Origin of the sequence: Sphingosinithalassobacter sp. CS137 (assembly GCF_014334115.1) — a bacterium.
In the GTDB taxonomy this organism is placed as follows: domain Bacteria; phylum Pseudomonadota; class Alphaproteobacteria; order Sphingomonadales; family Sphingomonadaceae; genus Sphingomonas.
The window spans coordinates 1,717,279-1,730,148 of sequence record NZ_CP060494.1 but is presented as its reverse complement, the minus strand read 5'-3'; the positions used below and the strand labels follow the sequence as shown (position 1 = coordinate 1,730,148).

The following is a 12,870-nucleotide window of genomic DNA, read 5'->3' as shown; positions in this document are numbered from 1 at the left end:
GGGTTCCTTGAATCCTACAGGTTCTGGAGAATGGCGTTCACCCGCCGCTCCATGTCGGCGAGCGCCCGGTCGATCGGCTTGGCGCCGGAAATGGCGGCGGCGGCTTCCTGACCGACGATCGTTTCGATCGGAAACTGGCGGCGCAGATCCTTGCGCAGCGGCCGCGCGTTCTCGGCCAGGCTGGCAAGCTCCGCGCGATGGGGCAGGGCGCGCCACTGCGGGCTGTCGATCACTGCCTGAAATGCGGGCAGATGGCCGGTGCGCGCCCATTCGCCATCCTGTTCGGCGAAGAATTTCAGGAAGCGCAGTGCCGCGTCGCGCTCGGCCGGCGTCCGCTCGTCGTCGGCGGGCATCACCCAATTGTGCCCGTCGGCGAAGGTCACGTCCTCGGAGAACAGGCTGGGATAGGGGCGCACGGCATAGCCGCCGGAAAGCGGCCGTCCTTCGGTCTGCGCCTCGGCATTGAACGTGCCGACCATCCAGGTGCCGACCAGGAACACGCCGCCGTCGCCGTTGAGAAACCCCGATACGGCCGCGCTGTAATCCTGGTTCTTGGTCGTCAGATTCCGGTCATGGATGGTCTTGAACAGCTCGAGCGCCCGTCGTGCCTCCGGCGTGGTGAAATCCGCCTCGCGCGGGCCGCTGTAGAGCGTGCCGCCCTGCTGCATGACGAAGGTATAGAAGTTGCGCGCGAAGGCGGCGTATTCGTTGGCGGTGCCCTGCACGAAATAGGGCTTGCCCGTGCGCTCGCGGAACTGCGCGGCCTGTTCGTACAGCTCCTCGGGCGAGGAGGGGAGGATCGGCGAGCCGTCGGGGCGGACCAGCCCCGCCTCGCGGAACAGGTTCATGTTGATGTGCCAGAGCGGCGCCCAGGTGTCGATCGGCATGCCCCACACCGTGCCGTCGATCGTCACCGCCGTGCGTGCCGCCTCGGTGAACGCGGCGGGCGGCACGCCGAACCGCGCAAGGCTGTCGCCCAGCGGCTCGAGCAGTCCGCGCGCCTGATAATCGGCGATCACCGATCCGTGCATCGTCACCAGATCGGGGGCGTCGTTGGCGGCAAGCTGCGCGGTCAGCTGGTCGTAGCCGGGCCAGAAGACGATGTTCTCGACCACCTCGATGTCGGGGTTCTCGGCTTCGAACCGATTGATGAGTGCGGTCATGATCCCGCACTCGCCCTCGGCCTTCGAAATATCGGTCATCCGGCCATATTCCGCCTCGCACGCGCCGAAGAAGCGCTGGAGTCGCAGTTCGGTGCGCTGCGGGTCGGGATCGCCCGAGCAGGCGGCGAGCAGCAGCGCGGCGATGCCGGCGAGGGTGGCGCGCATCTTCATCGTCCTGCCGCTCCCGCCACTGCCTGAACGATATATTTCTGGAAGAAGAGATAGACGATCAGGATCGGCAATCCGGCGAACACCGCCTGTGCCATCAGGAAGCCGAGCCCTTCGGTCTGGGCGAAATTCATCTGGGTCGAGGCGATGCCGACGGTCAGCGTGAACATGTCCTTGTCGGTCGCCGACACGAGCGGCCACCAATAGTCGTTCCACGCGGAGAGAAAGGTGAAGATCCCCAGCGTCGCCTGAGCCGGAATCGTGAGCGGCAGCAGCAGCTTCCAGAAGATGCGGAAGCGCGATGCGCCGTCGAGCAGCGCCGCCTCGTCGATGTCCTTGGGAATGGCGCGGAAATATTGCGTCATCAGGAACACGCCGAACGGCGCTGACAGGCCGGGCAGGATCAGCGCGATATAGCTGTTGTGCAGCTCGGCCCAGCTGAACATCTGGTGCCGCGCGATGATCACGGCCTGTTCGGGCACGGCGAGGCCGAGCAGCACGACCACGAACAGGACGTTGCGGCCGGGAAACTCCAGCCGCGAAAAGCCGTAGCCGGCGAGCGACGAGAGGATCAGCACGCCCGCCGTCATCCCCAGCGAGACGATCAGGCTGTTGCCGATCCAGCGGAACACCTGGCCATCGCCCAACAGCGTGCGGTAATTCTCCAGCGTATAGGGGCCGCGGAACACCGAATTGGTGTCGGTCATCAGCTCGGCATTGGCCTTGAGCGACAGCGCCAGCACCCAGAGCAGCGGGACCAGCATCAGCACCGCGGCGAGCACGACCAGAAGGATCGCGATGCGACTGTTCGTGCCGGGGCGGCTCATTGACCGTCCTTCCGGCTGGATACCCAATATTGCGCCATCGCGGCGAGCAGGATCATCACGAACAGCACCTGCGCCGCGGCGGCGGCATAGCCCAGCTCCCATTGCCGCCAGCCGGCTTCGTAGATGAAGAGCACGATCGGGCGGGTGGCGTTGTTGGGGCCGCCCAGCGTCATCAGCTGCGGTTGGCCGAACAGCTGGAACTGCAGGATGATCTCGATGATGATGACGAGCACGAAGGTGCGGCGGATCGCCGGAAGCGTGATCTTCGTCAGCGTCGTCCAGCGCGAGGCATTGTCGAGCGCGGCGGCTTCGTAGAGGTCGCGCGGCACCTGCTGGAGCGCGGCGAGGAACAGCACCATCGGCAGGCCGATGCACCACCAGATGGTGGTGACTGCGATCGCCGGCATGGCAAGATCCTCGTCGTTGAGGAAGGCGATCGGCGTGGCGCCCACGCTTTCGGCGAGCACTCCCAGAAGGCCGCTGTCGGGCAGGAACACCAGCCGCCAGACCAGCGTGACGACCGTGACCGACAGCACGGTCGACGCGAAGAAGATGGTGCGCAGCACGGCCGCCCAACGCGTCTGGCGATTGAGCACCAGCGCCAGCGCGAGCCCCAGGATCGCCAGTGCGGGCACCGTCAGCAGCACGAAATAGAAGGTGTTCCACACCGTTTCGAGGAAGATCGGATCGCCGAACAGCCGGATGAAATTGGCGAGCCCCACCCATTCCTCGATGCCGAACAGATCGCCCTTGGTGGTCGAAAGCCCGATGCCCATTGCTAGCGGCACCACCAGCATCAGCACGAACACCGCGAGATAGGGCAGCACGAACAGCGCGTGATCCCAGGTCGCCGGCCAGGGCAGGCGGCGAAGCGATGCGGCCGGCAGCGGGGCCGTCGGTTCCGAGAAGCTGTTGGCCACTAGTGCGCGGCCGCCGGATGATGGCCGATGCCGTCGCGATCGAACAGATGCGCCGCGCCGCCCTCGACCGCGAGTCCCACGGCATCTCCGGCGCGGACCTGCGAAACGCCGCTGTCCTCGGCCACCAGCATCGTGCCGTCGGGAAGCGCGACATGGACCAGTGTGCGCTCGCCCAGCCGCTCGACCACGCGGGCAGTGCCGCGCAGCCGCGCGGACTGCGGATCGGCGATGCGGACGCATTCGGCACGCAGCCCCAGCGTCAGTTCGGAGGTGTCGCCCAAAGCCGCGGTGGGCACCCCAGTCTCCAGCTCGCTGCCGTCGGGTAGCCGCACACGGGCCACTCCGTTCGAGGCAGGGCTCAGCGTAGCGGGCAGCAGGTTGATCGTCGGTGAGCCGACGAAGGTGGCGACGAAGCGCGTGCGCGGCCGCAGATAAATGTCCATCGGCGTGCCGATCTGCTCGATGCCGCCGGCATTGAGCACGACGATCCGGTCGGCGAGCGTCATCGCCTCGACCTGGTCGTGCGTGACGAAGATGGTGGTGGTGCGCAGCCGCTGGTGAAGCTGCGCCAGTTCGAGCCGGGTACGGACCCGCAGCGCCGCGTCGAGGTTCGACAGCGGCTCGTCGAGAAGGAACAGCTCGGGCTCCTTCACGATCGCGCGCGCGATCGCCACGCGCTGGCGCTGGCCGCCCGAAAGCTGTCCGGGCTTGCGATCCAGCAGCGCGCCGATCTCGAGGCTTTCGGCAGCGGCTTGCGTGCGCCGGTCGATCTCGTCCGATGCCACGCCCGCGTTGCGCAGCCCGAACGCCATATTCTCGCGCACCGTCATGTGCGGGTAGAGCGCGTAATGCTGGAACACCATGGCGATCCCGCGCGCGCCGGGCGGCAGCGGGTCGACACGCCGCGTGCCGATGTGGATTTCGCCCGAATCGACGGTTTCCAGTCCTGCGATCATCCGCAGCAGCGTCGACTTGCCGCAGCCCGACGGGCCCAGAAAGACGATGAACTCGCCGGATTCGATGTCGAGCGACAGGCGATCGATCACCTGCACGGCGCCATAGGCCTTGCTGACATTCGTCAGGGTGACACCCGACAAGCCATCCTCCACTCTTATATTTGTCTGAGTATTTGATCGGGCGGCGAACGCCTGTCAATGCGAGATGCAGGCGCATGAGGCAGGTTCTTCTCGAACATGTCGGTTGCGACGGTGCGATCCCGGGAAAAGTCGGGTGCCGTGAGGCCGAATCTGCTGCGCGGCTCGGTCCCGAACCAGCCGCCACTGCAGTGTTTGCGTGCCGGAGGCGATCAGCGGCGCTTCAGCACCGCCTTGGTCGCTTCGGATACGAGGAGAACCAGTCCCGCAATGGCCCCGCAGAGCAGGAGCATCGGCGCGTCGGGAAGTCCCGTTCCCAGAATTTCCTGCAGGAACGGCAGCGTCATCGCGCCGAGGTGCAGAAGCAGCGCCGCGGCGACGCCGAGCGCGAGCAGGGGGTTGGCGACAATCGGTGTCCGCCAGATTGGTCGACGCTCGCTCCGCATCGACAGCACGAAGACGTTCTGGAACAGCACCGTGGCGAGCAGCACGGCGTTCTGCGCCTCGGCGAGGGTCTTCCCGCGATCGAGCTGCCACTCGAACAGCAGCAGCGCGGCCACCGCCATCGCGAGCGCGGGCGCGATCATCAGCGTCAGCGCGCGTCTGGCGAGCAGACGGTTGCCCGCGCCGCGTGGCGGGCGCGTGAGCTCGTCGCCCTCGCCGCGGCCAAAGGCGAGTCCCACGTCCTGCACTCCATTGGTGACCAGATTGCTCCAGAGAAGCTGCACCGCGGTGAGCGGCATCGGCAGGCCGACCAGCACCGCGCCAAGGAACATGCCGATCTCCGCGATCGCGGAGGCGAGCAGGAAGATCACGATCTTGCGCAGGTTCGCGAAGGTGATCCGGCCTTCCTCGACTCCGGCGACGATCGAGGCGAAATTATCGTCCGTCAGGATCAGGTCGGAGGCGCCGCGCGCCACATCGGTGCCGCCGCGCCCCATTGCGACGCCGATCTGCGCCGCCTGGAGCGCCGGCGCGTCGTTGACGCCGTCGCCGGTCACCGCGACGAAATGCCCGGCGCGCTGCAGCGTCTCCACGATGCGTAGTTTCTGCGCGGGCTCGGTGCGCGCGAAGACCTTCGCCGCCGCCACGCGCGCGTCGAATGCGGCCGGGTCGTGCTCCAGCGCGCGCAGATCGGCACCGGTGACGACTGCGCCCTCGCGAATGTCGAGGCCGAGCTGGCGCGCGATCGTGCGCGCGGTGGCGGGATGGTCGCCGGTCACCATCCGCACGTCGATGCCCGCGCCGCGGCACTGGCGCACCGCTTCGATCGCTTCGTCGCGCAGCGGATCGAGCAGCGCCACGCAGCCGAGCAGCGCAAGCCCCGAAGGCGCGGAAAGCGCGCACTCGTCGAGCCTCGCCACGTCGCGTCCCGCGAGCGCGAGGACTCGGAAGCCGTCGCCCGCCAATCGTTCCGCCGCGGCGATCAGCGCCGGGTCGGCGTGGTCGCACATTCCCGCCACCGTCTCGACCGCGCCCTTGGCGTAGACGATCGTTCGCTCGTTCACGCGCACCGCGGCGCTGGCGAAGCGATTGACCGGCTCATAGGCGAACAGCGCCTCGCGCACCGCGCCCTCGCCGTCGATGCCGACATCTCCGCCGAAACGCAGCAGCGCCACGTCGACGCTGTCGCCCACCGGCTCGCCGCCGGCGGTGCGCTCGGCCTCGTTGCACAGCACCGCCGCGCGCGCGATCGGCTCGAGCCGATCGAAGACGTCGCACCAGCCGGGGCGATCGATGCGCACCCCGTCCGGAAGCAGCACGGCCTCGACACTCAGTTCGTTGCGCGTCAACGTGCCGGTCTTGTCGGTCGCGATCAGGGTACAGGCGCCGAGCCCTTCTACTGCCGGAAGCGTCCGCACGATCACATTGCGTTTGGCCATGCGGCTCGTGGCGGCGGCGAGCGTCACCGTCACTGCGATCGGTAGCCCCTCGGGAATCGCCGAGACCGCCAGCGCGACGGCGAGCAGGAGGATGTCGTAGACACCGGCGCCGCGCGCCGCCATCGCGATGCCGAGCAGCAGGATGAGCAGGACCGTGGCCACGGCGATCTGCCGCGACAGGCGCTCGAGATAGACGACGAGCGGCGGCGGCACCGCGCGCGCCGATGCCAGCGCGGTGCCGATCGCGCCGATCTGAGTGTTCTCTCCAATCGCCACGACGAGCGCCGTGGCGCGCCCCTCCACCACCATGGTGCCGGCGTGCGCCATCGTTACGCGGTCGGCGGCGGGGGTGTCCGCTCCGGTTCGCGCGCCTGCGTCCTTCGCGACCGGCAGCGCTTCGCCGGTGAGCAGCGATTCGTCGACATGGAGGCCGCGGCTGTCGAGCAGGCGTGCGTCGGCGGAAATGCGGTCGCCCGATTCGAGGAGCAAGATGTCGCCCGCCACCAGATCGGCGGCGTCCACCACGCCGGTGCGCCCCGCCCGCCGGACGCGCGCGGTCTGCTTGACCATCGCTTCCAGCGCCTGGGCGGCGGCTCCGGCGCGGCCTTCCTGCACCGCGCCGATCAGCGCGTTGAGCAGCAATATGGCGAAGATGAAGCCCGCGTCGCCCGCATGGCCGATCGCCAGCGAAAACGTCGCCGCGCCAAGCAGCAGATAGATGAGCGGGCTGCGGAACTGGCGAAGCAGCAGGATCAGCGGCGAGGATCGGGCCGCTTGGGGAAGGGTGTTGGCGCCGTCGCGTTCGCGGCGGCTTCGCACCTCGCCGGCGTCGAGCCCGCTGCTGTGCGCATCGAGCCGCGCGAGGCATTCCGCCGGCGGCAGTGCGTGCCAAGCTGGGGCAGGCCCGCCGCTGACGTACACTGTGCGCGGGGAGGCGCCTTGCGGCAAAGCCGACGCTGGCGTCATGCCTTCACTCTGCGACGACTGCGATCGTGCGGCCGCTCTCGACTCGTTCGGCCGCGGAACCGGTCCGCCGCCGAAGAAGCCTGCGCGCGCAGCCGTCCGGCCGAAGTTCGCGCACAGCCTGTCGCTTGCGCGGCGAAGCCAGTGGAGTCGCCGTTGCCATGAACCTGCGCGTCGCATCGCGGTTGACCGGTATCGGACTTCTCCCCGTCGGAATCGACATCGCCAACGCTATTGGCGGGGCACAGCGCACTGAATCGGTATTCTTCCGGAGGACTACGGAACATCCCGCATAGGTCCGCCGCGTCCTTGCAGGCATCTCGGCGCCGTCCGCCCTCGGGTTCGTACACCGCGGAGAACAGCGCATGACCATTCACAATCTCGACCGGCTTCTCGGGCCCCGCAGCATCGCCATCGTCGGCGCATCGAGCCGCGCGGGAACGATCGGCCAGCGGGTCCTGGAAAATGCACTGGACGCGCGGCTCGATGGCCCGGTGTTCGCGGTCAATCCCAACCCGATCGAGCTGGACGACGACTGGTGGGTGCCCTCGATCGCGGAGCTTCCGATCGCACCGGAGCTGGCGGTGATCGCGACTCCGGCGCCGACCGTGCCGGACATCATCGCCGAACTCGGCGCGAAGGGAACGCGGCTGGCGGTGGTGATCTCGGCCGGGCTGCACGATCCGGAGCTGCGGCAGGCGATGCTCGACGCGGCGCACAGCCACGGCCTGCGCATCATCGGCCCGAACTGCCTGGGCGTGCTGATGCCGCACGCGGGCGTGAACGCCTCTTTCGCGCAGCGCGGCGCGCCGGCGGGCGGGCTGGCATTGCTGTCGCAAAGCGGGGCGCTGGTGACGTCGATGATCGATTGGGCCGCCGAGCGCCACGTCGGCTTTTCCGGCATCGTCTCGCTCGGCGACGGAGCCGACGTCGATTTCGCCGATCTGATCGATCTGTTCGCCGCCGACGCGCGCACCGAAGCGATCGCGCTCTACGTCGAGAGCATCGGCGATGCCGCCAAATTCATGTCGGCGGCGCGCGCGGCGTCGCGCGTCAAGCCGGTGATCGCGCTCAAGGCCGGGCGCACCGACGCGGCCGGGCGCGCGGCGATGTCGCACACCGGCGCGCTGGCGGGATCCTGGGACGTGTACCAGGCCGCGTTCCGCCGCGCCGGGATCGTGCCCGTCGAGACACTTACCGGGCTGTTCGGCGCCGCGCAGGTGCTTGCCCGCAAGCGCCCGGTGCCGGGCAATCGGCTGGCGATCGTCACCAACGGCGGCGGCGCGGGAGTGCTCGCGGCCGATGCGCTGGCGAAGACCGAGGGCGCGCTGGCCAGCCTTTCTCCGGAAACGGTCGCGCGGCTCGATCCCGCGCTGCCGGCCAGCTGGTCGCGCGCCAATCCGATCGACGTCGTCGGCGATGCGCGCGCGGACCGGTTCGCGGCGGCCGTCGATGCCGCGGCGGCCGATCCGGCGGTCGATGCGCTGCTCGTCATGCATTGCCCGACCGCGGTGGCGAACGGCGTCGGCATCGCCGATGCGGTGCTCGCGCGCGTCTCGGCCGAGGATTTTCCGCGAAACAAGCCGGTGATCGGTTGCTGGCTCGGAGCGGGCAATGCCGATCATGCGCGGCCGCGTTTCGATGCGGCCGATGTGCCGCTGTTCGATAATCTGGATGAGGCGGTGCAGGGGTTCGGCGCGATGGTGGCGGCGCGCAACGCCCGCGAGGCGCTGTTGCGCACGCCCGCGGCCGGTGCCGTCGCCGCGGCCGATCGCGACGCGGTGCAAGCGGTGATCCACGGCGCGCGCGCGGAAGGGCGCACGACGCTTTCGGCCGGCGAGGCCAAGCAGCTGCTCGCCGCGCTGGGCGTGCCCGTGGTGCAGCCGGTGTTCGCGACCGGCGCCGGGGCGGTCGCCGACGCCTGCGGTTCGATGCGTCCGCCCTATGTGCTCAAGATCGTGAGCCCCCAGCTCACGCATAAGTCCGACGTCGGAGGCGTGGCGCTGAACCTGCCCGATTCGCGCGCCGCGACCAGGGCGGCCGAGGAGATGGCGGCGCGCATCGCGCGCGACCATCCCGATGCGCAGCTGCTCGGCTTCGAAGCCGAGCCGATGGTCGACACCGTCGGCAAATATGAGCTGCTGGTCGGGATTGCGGCCGATCCGGCATTCGGGCCGGTCCTGGCGGTCGGCGCCGGGGGCAAGGCGGTCGAAGTGCTGAACGATCGCGCGCTGGGGCTGCCGCCGCTCGATGCCGCGCTTGCCCGCGACATGCTGGCGCGCACGCGGATCGCGGCGCTGCTCGCCGGTTATCGCGATGTTCCCGCAGCGGACATCGACGGCGTGGTGCGCGTGCTCCAGGCGGTCTCCACGCTGGTCGCCGATTTCCCCGAGATCGCCGAGCTCGACATCAACCCGCTGCTCGTCGGCAGCGATGGCGTGCTGGCGCTCGACGCGCGGGTCGGTCTCACCGCGCCGGGCACCGAGGCGAAGCTCGCGATCCGCCCGGTGCCGAGCGAGTGGACGGCCGATCTCGCCACGCGCGACGGCACCGCGCTGCACGTCCGCCCGGTCGTCCCCGCCGACGAAGCGGTGCTCGCCGACTTTTTCGAGCATGTCGATGCGCAGGATCTGCGCTTCCGCTTCCTCACTGCGGTCCGCCACGTCCGGCGTGACCAGATCGCCGCGATGACTCAGATCGATTATCGCCGTGCGATGCATTTCCTTGCCTTTGCGGGGGAGACATTGGTCGCCAGCGCGATGCTGATCGCCGAATCCGACCGGTCGAATGCCGAGCTCGCCCTTTCGGTACGCGAGGGCTGGAAGCACAAGGGAGTCAGCTGGACGCTGATGGAACATGTGCTCCGCTATGCCGAAGCGGAGCGAATCGAGAGGGTCGAATCGCTCGAGAGCAGCGAGAACCACGCCGCGCTCGCGCTCGAGCGCGAAATGGGCTTCACGGCGCATCCCTGCCCGGAGAACCCGGCCGAGACGCTCGTGCGCAAGGTGCTGCGCACGCCCGCGGGAGCTGCCTGAGATGTCGGATCCGGCAACCCGCAGGATCGTGGTGATCGACGGCCACCCCGACCCGGATCGCGCCCGCTTCGTCCATGCGCTGGCGGACGCCTATGCCGCCGGCGCTGCCGATGCGGGCCATGCGGTGCGCCGGATCGACATTGCGACGATGGACTTCCCGCTGCTGCGCAACGCGGCGGACTGGAAGGATGCCGCCCCCGTGCCGGACGTCGTCGCCGCGCAGGAGGCGATCGGCTGGGCCGAGCATCTCGTCATTCTCTATCCGCTGTGGCTCGGCGACGTTCCCGCGCTGCTCAAGGGATTTCTCGAACAAGTGGCGCGGCCCGGATTCGCGATCGGCGAACAGGAGGGGCACAGGGGCCCGGTGGGGCTTCTCAAGGGCCGTTCGGCGCGGCTCGTCGTCACGATGGGGATGCCCGCGCTGTTCTACCGCTCCTATTTCGGCGCGCATTCGGTGAAGAGCTTCGAGCGCAACATCCTCAAGCTCGCCGGAGTCCGCCCGGTGTCGCACACGCTGCTCGGCGGCGTGGAGGACAGCGCCGAACAGCGCGCGCAGTGGCTCGACCATCTGTTCGATCTGGGCGGCCGCGCCGAATGAAACGGGCGCTTCTTGGTCTCGCGGCAGGCGCGCTGGCGGCCTGCGCTCCGGGGATCGCCGCGGCCCAGTCGCTCGACGCGCCCACGGTGATGGAAACCGTCGAGGCGTTGCAGCCGGGCGAGTTCCTCTGGATGCCCGAGGTCGCGCCGGAGGGTCCGGTGCTGCTGATCGTCAACGTGCGTAGCCAGCGCGCGGTGGTCTATCGCAACGGCGTGCCGATCGGCGTCTCCACCGTTTCGACCGGCAGGGAAGGCCATGAGACGCCGCTCGGCGTCTTCACCATTCTCCAGAAGCGCGAGCGCCACTTCTCGAACCTCTACGACAACGCGCCGATGCCGTTCATGCAGCGGCTCACCTGGGGCGGCGTTGCCCTACACGGCGGACATCTGCCGGGCTATCCGGCTTCGCACGGCTGCATCCGCCTGCCGCACGAATTCGCGCGGCTGCTGTTCGGCGCGACCCGCATCGGGATGACGGTGGCGGTCGTGGATCAAGAACAGGCGCCGCTGCTCGCGCCCGACTCGGCATTCGCCGGGATCGGCTCGGCGGGGAACGCGCCGTTCAGCTGGACTCCGGAGCGTGCGCCCGACGGACCGGTCTCGGTGCTGGTCAGCACTGCCGATCGCGAAGTGACGGTGCTGCGCAACGGCATACCGATCGGCCGGGCGTCGGTCGAAATCGCGGCGCCGGTCGCACAGCCGATGCTCTTCGCGCTGCAATCGCAGGATGCGGACGGGATGCAGTGGCTGCGCCTCGCCCTGCCGGGCCAGGACGATAGGGCGGAGCCTGGCCTGCGCGGGGATCAGTTCGAGGTGTCGGAGGGGTTTCGTCAGCGGCTGCTCGCGATCCTCCACCCCGGAGCGACGGTGATCGTCACCAATGATTCGCTGCGTTCGGCGCCTCCCGCCGGCATCGAGGCGCTGCTCGATGCCGAAGCGCCGACGGCCGATCCGTAGAACTCCCAATGCTGTTCGCAAACCGCGTGGCATAGGTTTGCTGCATATCCTGCGCATGAACGGATCATCTGACGGAGGGCACGATATGGGCACCATGCGGGCAGCGGTCGTTCGGAAATTCGGCGCACCGCTCGTGATCGAGGAACGGCCGATCCCCGAGCCGGGGCCCCGCGACGTTCTGGTTCGAGTCGTCGCCAGCGGCGTGTGCCACACCGATCTCCATGCCGCCAACGGCGACTGGCCGGTGAAGCCGAATCCGCCCTTCGTGCCGGGGCACGAGGCGGTGGGCTATGTCGCCGCCGTCGGGCGCGAGGTCACCGGCGTGAAGGAAGGCGATCCCGTCGGTGTGCCGTGGCTGCACGATGCGTGCGGCCATTGCGAACATTGCGGCACCGGCTGGGAAACGCTCTGCGAGGCACAGCACAATACCGGCTACAGCGTCGACGGCGGCTATGCCGACTATGTGATCGCACCCGCCGACTATGTGGGGCGCCTGCCCGACCGTCCCGATTTCGTCGCGATGGCGCCGATCCTCTGCGCGGGCGTGACGACCTACAAGGGGCTCAAGGAAACCGAGGCGCGCCCGGGGCAATGGGTCGTCATCTCCGGGATCGGCGGGCTCGGCCATGTCGCCGTGCAATATGCCAAGGCGATGGGGTTTCACGTCGCGGCGGTCGACGTTTCCGAACCGCAACTGGAGCTGGCGCGCAGCCTGGGCGCCGATGTGGCGGTGAACGCGCGCGACGAGGACGCCGTCCGGCAGGTGCGGCAGGAAACGGACGGCGGCGCGCACGGCGTGCTCGTCACGGCGCCGTCGGTTCCCGCATTCCGCCAGGCGATCGACATGACGCGGCGGCGCGGCACCGTGAGCCTCGTCGGGCTCCCGCCCGGAGATTTTCCGACGCCGATCTTCGACGTGGTTCTGAAGCGCGTGACGATCCGCGGATCGATCGTCGGCACGCGCCACGACCTCGCCGAGGCGATCGCCTTCGCCGGCGAAGGCAAGGTGAAGGCGCACACCGCGACTGCGCCGCTCGAGGAGGTGAACGAGGTCCTTGCCGCGCTCGCCGGCGGGAAAGTCGAGGGAAGAGTCGTGCTGTCGCTGCTCTAGGGAGCGGTTGCCGCGGGCATCGCCCAACCGCCTTTTCCAAGGTGGGAGACCGTCGCCGATCCGGGGCGCTGGATAGGGGCTGAACGTTGGACCGGCCCGATCGCTGCCGTCCCGCGGACGCCCAGGCCCGCCGCTGCGCCGGCATCCTAGCT

9 protein-coding genes are annotated in these 12,870 nt (G+C 68.9%); 4 read left to right on the top strand and 5 right to left on the bottom strand.

Annotated features, from left to right (window positions below):
- Positions 1-14: 14 nt before the first annotated feature.
- From H7V21_RS08510 to H7V21_RS08490, 5 genes are all read right to left on the bottom strand, one after another.
- Positions 15-1,334, bottom strand: coding sequence for an extracellular solute-binding protein (locus H7V21_RS08510; RefSeq protein WP_188053098.1), 1,320 nt, complete (start codon positions 1,332-1,334; stop codon positions 15-17).
- Positions 1,331-2,158: a carbohydrate ABC transporter permease gene (locus H7V21_RS08505; protein WP_188053097.1), complete on the bottom strand. Its 828-nt coding sequence runs from the start codon at positions 2,156-2,158 to the stop codon at positions 1,331-1,333. Before H7V21_RS08505 ends, H7V21_RS08510 begins: the two co-directional genes overlap by 4 nt.
- Positions 2,155-3,078: a carbohydrate ABC transporter permease gene (locus H7V21_RS08500; protein WP_262503779.1), complete on the bottom strand. Its 924-nt coding sequence runs from the start codon at positions 3,076-3,078 to the stop codon at positions 2,155-2,157. The genes H7V21_RS08505 and H7V21_RS08500 overlap by 4 nt, the downstream gene beginning before the upstream one ends.
- Positions 3,078-4,175, bottom strand: coding sequence for an ABC transporter ATP-binding protein (locus H7V21_RS08495; RefSeq protein ID WP_188053096.1), 1,098 nt, complete (start codon positions 4,173-4,175; stop codon positions 3,078-3,080). The genes H7V21_RS08500 and H7V21_RS08495 overlap by 1 nt, the downstream gene beginning before the upstream one ends.
- Positions 4,176-4,384: 209 nt before the next feature.
- Positions 4,385-6,976 (bottom strand): cation-translocating P-type ATPase, encoded by a 2,592-nt coding sequence (locus tag H7V21_RS08490; protein ID WP_188053095.1) that lies wholly within the window; start codon positions 6,974-6,976, stop codon positions 4,385-4,387.
- A 407-nt stretch (positions 6,977-7,383) separates the two neighbouring features.
- On the opposite strand from H7V21_RS08490, the gene H7V21_RS08485 reads away from it, so the two are divergent.
- The 4 genes from H7V21_RS08485 to adhP all read left to right on the top strand — a co-directional run bounded on the left by H7V21_RS08485 (position 7,384) and on the right by adhP (position 12,718).
- Positions 7,384-10,053: a bifunctional acetate--CoA ligase family protein/GNAT family N-acetyltransferase gene (locus H7V21_RS08485; RefSeq protein WP_188053094.1), complete on the top strand. Its 2,670-nt coding sequence runs from the start codon at positions 7,384-7,386 to the stop codon at positions 10,051-10,053.
- Between the two features lies 1 nt (position 10,054).
- Positions 10,055-10,651, top strand: coding sequence for an NAD(P)H-dependent oxidoreductase (locus H7V21_RS08480; protein ID WP_188053093.1), 597 nt, complete (start codon positions 10,055-10,057; stop codon positions 10,649-10,651).
- The gene (locus H7V21_RS08475) at positions 10,648-11,607 is read left to right on the top strand and encodes a L,D-transpeptidase family protein (RefSeq protein ID WP_188053092.1); all 960 of its coding nucleotides are present in this window, start codon (positions 10,648-10,650) and stop codon (positions 11,605-11,607) included. The genes H7V21_RS08480 and H7V21_RS08475 overlap by 4 nt, the downstream gene beginning before the upstream one ends.
- A gap of 85 nt (positions 11,608-11,692) precedes the next feature.
- Positions 11,693-12,718 (top strand): alcohol dehydrogenase AdhP, encoded by a 1,026-nt coding sequence (gene adhP / locus H7V21_RS08470; protein ID WP_262503778.1) that lies wholly within the window; start codon positions 11,693-11,695, stop codon positions 12,716-12,718.
- Positions 12,719-12,870: the final 152 nt, after the last annotated feature.

What these genes read in the sequence shown, in the direction of transcription:
- H7V21_RS08505 (WP_188053097.1), bottom strand. Translation starts at nt 2,158, where the DNA reads ATGAGCCGCCCCGGCACGAACAGTCGCATCGCGATCCTTCTGGTCGTG.
- H7V21_RS08475 (WP_188053092.1), top strand. Translation starts at nt 10,648, where the DNA reads ATGAAACGGGCGCTTCTTGGTCTCGCGGCAGGCGCGCTGGCGGCCTGC.
- H7V21_RS08510 (WP_188053098.1), bottom strand. Translation starts at nt 1,334, where the DNA reads ATGAAGATGCGCGCCACCCTCGCCGGCATCGCCGCGCTGCTGCTCGCC.
- H7V21_RS08480 (WP_188053093.1), top strand. Translation starts at nt 10,055, where the DNA reads ATGTCGGATCCGGCAACCCGCAGGATCGTGGTGATCGACGGCCACCCC.
- adhP (WP_262503778.1), top strand. Translation starts at nt 11,693, where the DNA reads ATGGGCACCATGCGGGCAGCGGTCGTTCGGAAATTCGGCGCACCGCTC.
- H7V21_RS08485 (WP_188053094.1), top strand. Translation starts at nt 7,384, where the DNA reads ATGACCATTCACAATCTCGACCGGCTTCTCGGGCCCCGCAGCATCGCC.